Source organism: Anaerococcus sp. AGMB09787 (assembly GCF_022808955.1).
Lineage (GTDB): Bacteria > Bacillota > Clostridia > Tissierellales > Peptoniphilaceae > Anaerococcus.
The window spans coordinates 34,577-46,558 of sequence record NZ_JAKZEY010000007.1; the positions used below are offsets into that span (position 1 = coordinate 34,577).

The 11,982-nt window shown below is 29.8% G+C and carries 9 protein-coding genes; all 9 read right to left on the bottom strand.

Translation table 11 applies throughout. The annotated features are described in order from the left end of the window. Window positions 1-10: 10 nt before the first annotated feature. A complete protein-coding gene (locus MUN42_RS02635; RefSeq protein WP_243342755.1) occupies window positions 11-358 on the bottom strand; it encodes a YraN family protein in 348 nt (115 codons plus the stop codon). Further along, window positions 348-977, bottom strand: a complete 630-nt coding sequence (locus MUN42_RS02640) for a ribonuclease HII (RefSeq protein WP_243342757.1) — start codon at window positions 975-977, stop codon at window positions 348-350. The genes MUN42_RS02635 and MUN42_RS02640 overlap by 11 nt, the downstream gene beginning before the upstream one ends. Continuing rightward, on the bottom strand, window positions 974-1,813 hold the full coding sequence (gene ylqF / locus MUN42_RS02645; protein ID WP_243342764.1) for a ribosome biogenesis GTPase YlqF: 840 nt from the start codon (window positions 1,811-1,813) through the stop codon (window positions 974-976). The genes MUN42_RS02640 and ylqF overlap by 4 nt, the downstream gene beginning before the upstream one ends. Before the next feature lie 241 nt (window positions 1,814-2,054). Continuing rightward, window positions 2,055-3,818, bottom strand: a complete 1,764-nt coding sequence (locus MUN42_RS02650) for an ABC transporter ATP-binding protein (RefSeq protein WP_243342758.1) — start codon at window positions 3,816-3,818, stop codon at window positions 2,055-2,057. Further along, a complete protein-coding gene (locus tag MUN42_RS02655) occupies window positions 3,781-5,478 on the bottom strand; it encodes an ABC transporter ATP-binding protein (RefSeq protein WP_243342759.1) in 1,698 nt (565 codons plus the stop codon). Before MUN42_RS02655 ends, MUN42_RS02650 begins: the two co-directional genes overlap by 38 nt. A 299-nt stretch (window positions 5,479-5,777) precedes the next feature. Continuing rightward, window positions 5,778-6,947, bottom strand: a complete 1,170-nt coding sequence (locus tag MUN42_RS02660) for an IS256 family transposase (protein ID WP_243342760.1) — start codon at window positions 6,945-6,947, stop codon at window positions 5,778-5,780. A gap of 194 nt (window positions 6,948-7,141) precedes the next feature. Continuing rightward, a complete protein-coding gene (locus tag MUN42_RS02665) occupies window positions 7,142-8,914 on the bottom strand; it encodes an ABC transporter ATP-binding protein (RefSeq protein WP_243342761.1) in 1,773 nt (590 codons plus the stop codon). Further along, the gene (locus tag MUN42_RS02670; RefSeq protein WP_243342762.1) at window positions 8,904-10,721 is read right to left on the bottom strand and encodes an ABC transporter ATP-binding protein; all 1,818 of its coding nucleotides are present in this window, start codon (window positions 10,719-10,721) and stop codon (window positions 8,904-8,906) included. Before MUN42_RS02670 ends, MUN42_RS02665 begins: the two co-directional genes overlap by 11 nt. 13 nt (window positions 10,722-10,734) lie before the next feature. Then, window positions 10,735-11,835 carry a radical SAM protein gene (locus MUN42_RS02675; protein WP_243342763.1) on the bottom strand — a complete coding sequence of 367 codons (1,101 nt, stop codon included), beginning with the start codon at window positions 11,833-11,835 and terminating at the stop codon, window positions 10,735-10,737. Window positions 11,836-11,982: the final 147 nt, after the last annotated feature.

An 11,982-nucleotide genomic window follows, 5' to 3' on the forward strand; every position in this document is an offset into this window, starting at 1 on the left:
TATCCTCCTTCTAAAAAGCGTTTTCTATATAATTCAATTCCTTTTCTTCCACCAAAACTTCGCACACATCAAATCTCATTATATAATCAGTCAGATTTTTCTCTATAAGGAAGGCTTGGCTAGCCTTGATAATCCTTTGCTGCTTGGCGAAGTTAACAGCCTCCCTGGGATTAGAGAAGTTATTATTGGACCTTGTTTTCACCTCTACAAAGGCTATAAGCTTATCCTTCCTGGCAATTATATCGACTTCTCCATAGGGCTTCCTATAGTTTCTAGCAAGGATTTTATAAGATTTTTCTTCTAGGTAGGTGGCTACTAGATTTTCCCCGTAGTCACCCAGATTTTTCTTATAGGTCATAGATACTTAACTGCCTTTCGTGAAACTTCTTTAGGAAACTTTTCCTATGGATAGGAGTCTCCCCATATTCTTCTAGCGCCCTATAATGTGCCCTGGTCCCATAGCCCATATTGGTTTCAAAGCCATAGCCCCTATATATTTTAGAAAAATTAATCATTATATCATCTCGTCTAATCTTGGCTAGGATGGAGGCAGCTGATATTGCATATTCCTTGAGGTCACCCTTCACTATATTTAGCTGGTTGATATCTGTATTAATCCTCTCTGCATCTATCAGAACTATATCAGGCCTTAGCTTTAATTGATTTAGAGCATCCTCCATGGCCCTGTGGGTGGCATTTTTGATATTAATCTCATCAATCAAGTGAGGATTTCCATAGCCGTATGCATAGGCGAGAGCGTCCTTTAGGATATCTTCCTTAAGAGCTAGCATCTTCTTGCGACTTAGTTTCTTGGAGTCAGTTACTCCCTCTATATGGGAATCCTTCTTCATAATCACTGCACAGGCCACGACTGGCCCTGCCAGAGGCCCCCTGCCCACTTCATCAATCCCTGCTACAAGGTCGTACTTGTCGTATATTTCTTTTTTTATTTGGTCGTTGTAGTCTGAGTATATCATAGTCTTTCTAAGGTTATTCTTCCAAGTTTACCTGACCTAAAATCATTCAGGATAATATTAGCAGTTCTTGTATAATCAAAATCTCCGCCCCTTATTATTGCTCCACGTTTTTTAGCAATGGCCTCATAGATTTCTATAGGACTTAGGTCTTCTGCCTTAATTCCGTATCTTTCATTCAAGTTATCAGGGTAGGCTTCCTTCATTAGCTCGATAAACTTCATTGTCAAATCTTCTATATTTAAAACTTCATCCTTGATGGCATTGGTAAAGGATAGGTTAAGGCCTGTTACTTCGTCAAACTTAGGCCATAGGACTCCGGGAGTATCCAATAGCTGTATATTAGATTTCGTCTTTATCCACTGCTTTGTTTGTGTTACTCCAGGTCTATTTCCAACTCTAGCTCCTTTTTTCTGAGAAACATTATTTATAAAGGTGGACTTGCCGGAATTTGGAACTCCTACTATCATTATTTTGATTAAAGGATTTTCTATGCTCTTTTCCTTGTTCCTATCGAACTTTTCCTTCAAGAGTCCTTTCGCAAGGGCATAAATCCTGTCGACATTTACCCTTTCCTTGCTAGATATAGCTATAGAAGCAATCCCTTCTTCCTTAAATTTCTCAAGCCACCTAGCATTTTCTTGCTTATCTGATAGGTCAGCCTTGTTCATAATAATCATCCTAGGCTTATCACCGATTATCTCATCTATCATAGGATTTCTACTAGATATAGGAATCCTCGAATCGATAATCTCCAAAACTATATCCACTAGCTTTAGATTATCTATTATCATTTCCTTGGTCTTTTTCATATGACCCGGAAACCAGTTTATATTCATAGTCATAGTCTTCTCCTTGTTATTAATATATCCAGTCTAATTATAGTAAAATCATCCACTTTACTTTGCCTAAGACCCTTTTTATCTCTATTATCTATTAATTTTATCTTCCATTTTGCATGGCTGTACTTATTTCCAGTTTTTATGAAGATACCTCATATATAATAATTTTTCAATGAAAGTTCACTTAACTAACCCCTATTAGGAGAATATACTTGAAAGTAAAGTAATTTTTCTATTTTTACCTAAAAGACTCACTTTTTGCGTCCCAAATTCTTTTAAAGGCTCCTTCTTCTCCCCTAAGTTTATCAAAGCTTCCTCGTTGGCTAATCTCCCCATCTGCCATTACTATTATCTCATCAGCAAGTTTTGCACTAAGTAATTTATGGGAAATAATTATCATGGTTCTATTTTCCTTATATTTTTCTAAGAACTTAAATATTTTCTCTTCCTTTAGGGGATCTATATCATTAGTTGGCTCATCAAAAATAACGAAATTTCTATTCCTATATATGCATCTTAATATCGCTAGCTCTTGCCATTGACCTTTTGACAAATTAAAATCTCCTAGGTCCTCACCTACTATTTTTTCATAGGGAAAAGTTCTAAAGGATGACTTATCTAAGATATTTATAGCCCTATCTTTACTTGCTTTAGTATCGGATATTGTAACATTTTCTATAATAGAAAGAGGATATTTGGCATAATTTTGAAAAGTTGCGCTCTTATCCGTATAAGTATCTAATAAGTCTACATCTACCCTAGAGCCATCTACTAACACACTTCCACTTTCTGCCTTGTATAAACCCAATATAATACTTACAAGGCTTGTTTTACCTGAGCCATTTTCTCCAACAATGACATAGGTCTTGCCTTTTTCTATCTTTAAATCCAACTTATCTAGGGTATAATTCGTGGAATTAGGGTATTTAAATTTGATATTTTTAAATTCTAAAAAGTTATTAAAATCTTCTGACAATGCTTTTTTCTTAGCATCTTTATAAGTCTTATAGAATTTAAAGTAGGCTTCTGTCATATCAATAAATATTCCTTCATAACTTGATAGGCTTGAATATTGTTCGCTTGTTTGAAGAATCATTCTCATAGCAAAGAAACTTAAGGCAAAGCCTACGAAATCTTTCCTCACCATAAGAATATAATATAAGTAAAAATACAAGGCTATATTTAATATTAGGGACAATATCTTTATTTTACCTGCCTTAAAGGCTAAATCATTATTAACTTTTTGGGCTGTCTTTTCAAAATTATCAAAAAGCTTATCACATTTACACTTTATAAATGTATAGAAATTGTAGATCTCATTATCTCTTACATATCCTGGCCTAGTTAATAAGTCGGTTATTTCCAACTTTTTTAAAGTAAATTTATGGATTTCATCCTTGCTTTCATCGATTATCCTATGCTTACTATTATTTTCTATATAACCTAATATCAAAGATAATAGCAAAAATAGTAAGTATGTCCAGCTTAAATTTATAAAAAATACAGAAAGTAGTATAAAATTTAAAATCAATCCTATTTTTTCTATAGATATTTCTACAAGCCTAAAAATATTAGTAGCAGACACACTTGCCTCATATATGTCCCTATAGATTTTCCTATCTTCAAATTTTATAGGCTCTATATTTGAACTTATATCTTGCATATGTAATTTAAACTTCTTTTCAAAACTAGGCAGCAAGACAAATTGGACATAATAGGAATTAAAGAAGGACTTTTTAACTTGTAAGATCAAGACAACAAATAAATATATTAACAAAGCTTCAACTACTAAGGCAAAATAACTTATAGAATTCTTTTTCCCTAAGACTTGTAATAGGTTGTTAAGAGCAAATAAAGCTAGAAAATTTACAAAAGTAAACCCTATCTCTACGAAAGCAATAATTACAAAAGTTTTTCTATCAATTTTTAGAAATTCTCTAATAGCCCTCTTAATTTTTGAAAACTTATTTGTACAATTTCTTTTGTGCCTGATATAAACCATAGAATTCCTCTTTTTTATCCATCAATTCATCAAATGTCCCCTCTTCAAAGAGTTTATTGTCCTTCAACACCAAGATCTTATCACATATCGACACTATTCCCATCCTATGTGATATAAATATCGACAAGTTATCATCTGTAAACTTATCTATATTCTTATAAAAATTAAGCTCAGATATAGGATCAAGGCTAGCTGTAGGTTCATCTAAAATCAAAACCTTGTTTTTGTCTTTGTATACTCTTTCCATAAATACTTTTTGCCATTGGCCGCCAGATAGGTCTACGGGACTATCATCTAATTTAGATAGATTTGCCTGTAAGCCGTGAGGAAATTTTTTAGCAAGCTTCAGTATATCTTCTGAATAGCTGGTCTTGGCTTTAACTGATAAATCGATATTATCTTTGATAGTAAAAGGATATTTGCTAGAATCTTGTAATAAGATAGAAAATAAATTTCTCTTATCTTGACTGCTTAGACTATAAGTGGGTATTCCATTTATAGTAACTTCTCCTTTTGTAGGCTCATATAAACCCAATAAAAGTTTTATCAAAGTTGATTTTCCTGCTCCATTTTCACCTATTATTAAGTAGGAAATACCTGAAGTAAAGGTATAGGAAAAATCTTCTAGTGTATATTTATTTGATCCTGGATAAGAAAAATACACATTCTTAAAGTCTATCTTATACTTGCTAAATTCTTCCTTTACTCTATATTCGTTATTAGGTCTTGGTTTTAAAACTAGCTTATCCATAATATCTAAGGCTAAATTATATTGGTTAAATAAATCCTTATCTGCCAAGATATTTTGAATCACTCCATCAGCGCCTAATTTTAATGATAAGATTAATATTATTTTTGAAAATGATATAGATGAATTCTGGTCTAAACACGCTGATAATAATATAGATACTCCTGTTGTTAGAATTGATAGTACCAACAAGATAGCTTCTAGGATAAATTTACTTTTCCCTAACTTTCGATTACTTCTACTGCCCTTATCAAAAGATTTAGAAAATTTTGCCTGTATGTAGTCCTTAAAATTAAATAAATTTCTCTCATACAAGTGGTCTTTATCTATCAAAATTTTGTCAATAATATTTGAAACTCTCATATTGCCCATATACTCTGGCCAAATCGCTTTGTTCTTTTGAGAAACTTTTATATTTATAGGAATATATAGTAAGGCTGAGATTATAAAAATTAGAAACAAATAAAAGTTTATATTAAATATAAAAACATATACACTTATTAAGTAAGCTATCCCCTTAATAATATTAGCTAGGCTAATAAAATATGTCCTCCTATCTTTTAAAAAATTAGCCAAAATACTATAATCTCTTTGGTAGTTAGCATTTTCGCTATCTACTAAACTTAAAGGTTTATCTAGATAAATCTTTGTGAAATAATCCTTCTCTTCCAAGTATGTCTTCTTATTAATCAAATAAGTAGTTACACTTTCAGCAAATTTCTTAACCAAGAGACTTATAGCAAATAAAACAAAAGTTCCTAATATATCCTCATTCTTTTCTACAATAAAGCTCGATACCTCAAAAATTAAGTAAAGGGAATAAAAATTTAAAAATCCTAGCAAAATAGACAAAAATGATATGAGCCGGGAGTAAAGCTTATTATATTTAAAAAAGTCTCCTATAATTTTCATAACATCCTCGATTAAATTCTTTTTTTATAATATCTAAAGTAAATTTTTCTGCTTCTCTTGCTAAATCATCATAAGTTTCTAGTAAATCTTCTTTACTTTGATTAGCAGATATATATATATAAATTGCTCTTTTGTTCCGTATTTATATAAAAACGAAAAGAAAATTTTTCCTACTCTCATAAATAATTTATCATATAAATTATAATAATTTTCAGGTAGATCACACAAATTAATTATTGAATTTATGTTTTTAGAGTCAAGTCCATAATATTGTGTAAATTAATCTAGTACAATATTTACTATTTCATTTTAATATACAATTTAGAAGATGTTAGGAGGTCCTCATTGATATCAATGAGGATTGAACCTATTAAGCGCATAGCAGATTTTTCATTAGGAAATATCCTAACGACTTTCTCTCGTCTTCTAACTTCTTGATTTAATCTTTCTATGCAATTTGTTGACCTAAGTCTACTATGAATTACATCATTAGCTAGATATGCAAAAGTATCTTCAAATCCTTCATCTAAGGTCTTTAAAGAGTTTTGAAATTTCTTTTCGTTTTCATATTTTACGAATATCTCATCTTTCATTTTTCTTGCTAGAGATATATCTTGAATTTTAAATAAAGACTTCATATCTGCCCTAAATTCTTCAGTGTTTTTCTTTGGTGCTTTTGATAGGATGTTTCTTAGAAAATGGACTTGACATCTTTGCCATGATACATTTATAAATGTTTCTTTTATTGCTTTGACTAGACCTTTGTGAGCATCTGATATTACCATTTTAACTCCAGATAGTCCCCTAGCTTTTAAATATTCAAAGAAGTTTGACCATGAGTATTCACTTTCACCCTCACTTAGATCTAAGCCTATGATTTCTCTATTTCCTTTTTCATTTATTCCTATTGCTATATGGCAAGCTTTTGATACTACTCTATTGTTTTCTCTTACTTTTATGTATACTACATCTACAAGTATGTAGGGATATGTTATTGTGCTTAGATCACTATTTCTCCATAGTTTTACTTCTTCATCTAGCTCTTTAGTTAAGGATGATACAAAGGATTTGGAATATATTTTACCACACATGTTTTCTATTACCTTGGATACTTTTCTTGTTGATACTCCTTGGATGTACATTTCTAACATGGTTGCAAGTAGAGCTTTTTCATTTCTTTGATATCTTTCGAATAGCTCTGTCGAGAATTTACCATCCCTTGTTCTAGGTACTCTTAGGGTTAAAGTTCCTATTTTTGTCGTATAGTCACGTTCATAGTATCCATTACGGTAAGTGCTCCTATTAGGATCTCTTTGATAGGCTTGATTATCTAAGTATTCATCTCTTTCTTTTTCCATAAGTTCATTAAAAACTTTTGTTAGGATAGATTTAGCAATTTTATTATTTACAGATTCATTAATTAAATTTTGTATTTCTTCTTGATTAATTGTAAAATGTAATTGGGTCATTTGTTCCTCCTAGTTGTTTTTGTGGTTAAAAACATTGTACTAGTTTAGGTTTCAAATGACCTTTTTCTTTTTACACAATTATACGGGCACTATCAAAAATCCACCACTAGGCCATGATGGATTTATATATATCTAATATAAGTATATGATTTTAAATCAAAAGAGAAAGCCCCTTGTTTAATAAAACCTCACTACTAACCTTTATAAGCCCTCCTTTGACTTAAGTATAGATCTTTATAGAGGCCCTTTTTCTCCATTAATTCTTCATGCGAACCAAATTCCCTTACACAGCCCTTGTCCATGACTATTATCTTATCAACGAATCTAGTCATAGCCATACGATGGGTTATGATTATAGCAGTTTTCCCCTTAGCCATAGTTAGAAAGTTATTGAATAACCCGCTCTCTTCAATAGGGTCTATGGCAGAAGTGGGCTCATCAAGGATTATAATTTTTGAGCCTTTGTAAAGTCCTCTGGCAATAGCAACCTTTTGCCATTGTCCACCTGAAAGATCAACTCCTCCAAAGTCTCTAGACAACATTGTTTCCATTCCCTTAGGAAAGACGCTTTTATTTAATACTAAATTGCTCTTCTCTAAACTTTCCCTTATAGAAAAATCTGATATATTTTTACTAAAATCACTTATAACTATGTTATCAAAAAGGCTCATCTTGTATTTACAAAAATTTTGAAACACTGCAGAGACATTAAGACTTATGTCTTCGTCTTCTTTACAAGGGTTTCTACCATCATAGCTTATAAAACCCGATGTAGGTCTATAAATTCCACCTATAATACTTGCAAGAGTTGACTTTCCCGATCCGTTTTCACCAACTATGGCAATTGTATCTCCTCTATTTATGACAAGATTTATATTAGACAATGATTTAGTCTTACTTAATGGATAGGTAAATGAAATATTATGTAAAACTATTTCAGGAGAGCTTTCCATGCTGATTTTTTTATATTTCTTATCTTTAACTTCTATGAAGTTAATATAATTTTCTACATAGACCACCTGTTTTATGGCGGATCCTATTACATAAAATATAAATTCTTCAGCCATCATCATAAGCATATTGATAGATCCTATAACAGCACCAAAATTTCCTATACTAATAAATCCGCCCATCAAATACTTTGATAACATCAATAAACTTATTATATTGGCAATAAATAAAGGAATCTTAAAAACGAATTCAATTTTTGATGATTTTACTTGAGTATCTAAAGACTCTCGATTCATCACTTTTAATTTATCCTTATATCTTCCCATAAAAAAATGAAAAGCCCCTAACATTCTTGTCTCTTTAAGTTTATCACTAGCTATTAAACATTCTTTATAATGATCACACTCCCTACGAAAATAGCTTACATTATTTTCCAATCTTGCGTATAATTTCTTCTTAAACAATTGTGAAAGTATCGGTCCAATAATGAATAAAAATAAAATAAATATAAGGATAGGCCTTATCCTATATAAATATATTCCTAATGTTATAAAATAAGGAATATAAGTAAAAATACCAAGACTTAGTCCAGTTACTAGTTGAACTATACTATTTATTCCCTTATGTGCCTTATTTATTGTATTCAAATATTCTGATGATTCAAATTTAATAGGTGATTCTTTAGAACATTTGAGATTAAATTCTTTTTCAATCTTTCCTTGAACTTTAAGCTCAAAATCACTTGACAATGTCGTATTTATGCCATTAAAAACTGGATTTGCTAATATAGTCAATAATAAGATTAGAAAATTTACAAAGACAATCGAAATATCGACCTTACCTTTGATATAATAATCAACCACATTTAAAAATTGATCAAGCCTAACAGTATTATATGCCAAGATAAACCCTAAAGTAAAATTTATACAAGCTATAAGCAAAAAATATAAAGGAGATGCTTTTACAACAATTTTAAAAGAATAATATATGTTCTTAAAATCAAATTTATTTTTCATCTTCGTACCATTTCTTTTGCTCATTAAACATCTGTCTATAAAGTCCGTCTATGCTCATTAGACTTTTATAATCTCCTTCTTCTACAAGTCTTCCATCATCAAATACAAATATCTTGTCAGCAAAAACTGTAGAAGCCAATCGATGACTAATAAATATTGCAAGCTTATCCTTATTTTCTCTTTTAAATATTTCATATAAGTCATTTTCACTAAATGGATCCAGATTTGAAGTAGGCTCATCAAGGACTCTTACTGGCGCATCACTCATCATAGCCCTTGCTATGGCGATTTTTTGCCATTGTCCTCCTGAAAGATCAACACTTTCTCTTTTTATTTTACCTAAAGGTGTATCTAAACCCTTACTAAGAGTATTACTTAAATCAAATATACCTAAACTTCTAGAAATCCTATTAATTTTTTTCTCATTTATTCCATTATCAAAATTATTTACATCACCAAGCTCGATATTTTCCCTAATAGTAATGCCATATTTTGCATAATCTTGATAAATAACTGAGAAAATAGCTTTCAATTCTTCATTCTTATAATTCTTAAGCGATATACCATTTATAAGTACTTCACCCTCATATTCATCATAAAGTCCAGTTAAAATTTTTATAAGTGTACTTTTACCACATCCATTTTTACCCACTAGGGCATAATGTTTTTTATCATTCATAGTAAAATTTAGCTTATGCAACACATACCTATCAGTTCCTGGATATTTGAATGAAAGATTTTTAAATTCTATGCTTTTAATTTCGAATCTTTCTTTGGAAGGTAGGGATAAGTAAGTTAAGTCTTTATCTAAATTTATTAACTTCTCCATATAATGCAAAAAGTTCATTGAATTAGACAAACTTTCGCTATATTCAGGAAGTTCCCGTGATAGGTTGGGTATTAAAGATATAATTGCATTTACTATAGCAACAAATGTTCCGAAAGTTAAATTACCTTTCTTTAAAGGATTAAGAATAATTAAAATAATAAGTCCTATCAAAAAGGAAGTTAATAGACCTGATATTTCAGAACCCGATAGCCATTTTAGACTAGCCTTTCTTTTTATAATCCTAGCTTTCTCATATTCTTCATACCATCTAGCCTTTATTTCTTGTGAATAATTAAAAAGACTTCTTTCTTTTACAAAATCTCTCCCTGTTAAAAGACCGGAAAAATAATTTGCATATCTTTTGTGCCTCTCCTGATCTATACTTGCTTTATAATTTACTTTACCAGCCTTAATTGCTAGAAAAATACCAGGAATAGATACCAAAGTTATAATAAAAGTAGCCTGTGGAATTTTAACAAAGAGAAAGAAAATAATACTTAAGATTTTTATAATTAAGCTTCCTGCCCTAAGTAAATTCAGATAAGAATCAGACAAATAAGTTTCCGGATTATCAACTATTCTTGAAATCATATCAAGGCTTTCCGGATTTTCAAAATATTTATATTTCAAAGTTCCTATAGTTTCTACTAATTCAACAGTAAAAGTTTCACTTAAACTATTTTTTAATTTTAATTTAACATAGTCACTTATTATCGGATATAAATATGTATAAATCAAACTTATAACTATAAGTGATAAATATATATAAATATCTCCAATGAAGATACCCTCCTTTACAAATAAAGCCATAGAATCTATAAAGGATGATATGGCTTTTAATGATATAAGAGGAATAAACCCGTTAAAAAAGCTCAATACAAGTAAAGCAATTGAACATCCCCTTGAATAATAAAAAGGGATATGGACTATATCCAAAAAATTTAAATTTTTCTTAGCAAATAAATCGTAATTTTTCATACTATAAAATTAATCACCAAAAATTTATATAATTATTGAACAATTTTTCAAGTTCATCAATACTACGATCATATATCTTTATTAAATAATTTACAGAATATTCGTAGTATATCTTCTTTTTGCAATCATTCAATCTTGAAATTTGCTTTGATTTTCCATAAAAAAATCTAACTATACAATCGCTACATATATTATTTGCCCGACACTCATTGCAAGGATACCTATCCTTAGTGTTAATTTTATTGATTTTTTCAAAATCTATATCTTCCTTTATAAGGCTGATACAATGATGCCTGTTGCCCTTAGTATCGTATGTCTCTGAATTTCCTTCAACAAACTCATTACAAAATTTATTTGTAGCATATCCATATACCATAGATTCTATTAAATCCCTAACATAAGAAATCATTTCTCTGTTTAATGAATTATTAATTATTCGTTCATAAGTATTTTCTATGCACTTTTTTATGTATCTATCATAATCCTGATTATCTATTTTAAGTCTACGATCTTCAGTTATTACATCTGATATATGATAGGTTATATTAAATGAATCAAAAAATGAAATTAATTTATCATACTCTATATTCTCTTTGTGAATATTAGTATATGTGCAATTCAATTCAAGATTATCATATAGATTAACTTCAGATATTTTTTGTATAGTATTAACTATATCTTTATATCGTATATTTCCCCTTAATTTATCATTTATATATTCCGGACCGTCAATACTTATAATTATTTTAAAATTGTATTTTATTAGGAAATCTATTATTTCATCACTAAATAACACTCCGTTTGAGGTTATAATAAATCTATCAATTATAAAATCGTTATCTAACTCTTCAGTGATATATTTCATAATATTAAAATTAAGTAAAGGTTCGCCGCCAAAAAAGCTTACTGTCTTGATTCTTTTATACATCCCACTCAATTTATTTATTATTTTATCAGCCACATTCTTATTCATAAAACTATTGTTGTCATTAAAAAAATTATCTCTTTGATAGCAATAAATACATTTACCATTACAATCGGTAGTTAATAATATCTCTAATTTTTCTAATATACCTGGTTCTGGCTTAAAGTAATCTATTCCATGTATACGCATTGTTATACATATCCTACTTTTCTACATCTATACCTGTTTTATGTACTCCACAATTAGATGGAGTATCACCTTTTTTCTTTTTAACTCTGACAACTTTAATTTTCATAAAACATCCTTTTAAAAAATTTAAGAATATTCTCGATTATA

Bases quoted from the DNA above. Each gene is read 5' to 3' on its own strand.
- MUN42_RS02635 (WP_243342755.1), bottom strand. From the start codon at position 358: ATGACCTATAAGAAAAATCTGGGTGACTACGGGGAAAATCTAGTAGCC.
- MUN42_RS02640 (WP_243342757.1), bottom strand. From the start codon at position 977: ATGATATACTCAGACTACAACGACCAAATAAAAAAAGAAATATACGAC.
- ylqF (WP_243342764.1), bottom strand. From the start codon at position 1,813: ATGAATATAAACTGGTTTCCGGGTCATATGAAAAAGACCAAGGAAATG.
- MUN42_RS02650 (WP_243342758.1), bottom strand. From the start codon at position 3,818: ATGGTTTATATCAGGCACAAAAGAAATTGTACAAATAAGTTTTCAAAA.
- MUN42_RS02655 (WP_243342759.1), bottom strand. From the start codon at position 5,478: ATGAAAATTATAGGAGACTTTTTTAAATATAATAAGCTTTACTCCCGG.
- MUN42_RS02660 (WP_243342760.1), bottom strand. From the start codon at position 6,947: ATGACCCAATTACATTTTACAATTAATCAAGAAGAAATACAAAATTTA.
- MUN42_RS02665 (WP_243342761.1), bottom strand. From the start codon at position 8,914: ATGAAAAATAAATTTGATTTTAAGAACATATATTATTCTTTTAAAATT.
- MUN42_RS02670 (WP_243342762.1), bottom strand. From the start codon at position 10,721: ATGAAAAATTACGATTTATTTGCTAAGAAAAATTTAAATTTTTTGGAT.
- MUN42_RS02675 (WP_243342763.1), bottom strand. From the start codon at position 11,835: ATGCGTATACATGGAATAGATTACTTTAAGCCAGAACCAGGTATATTA.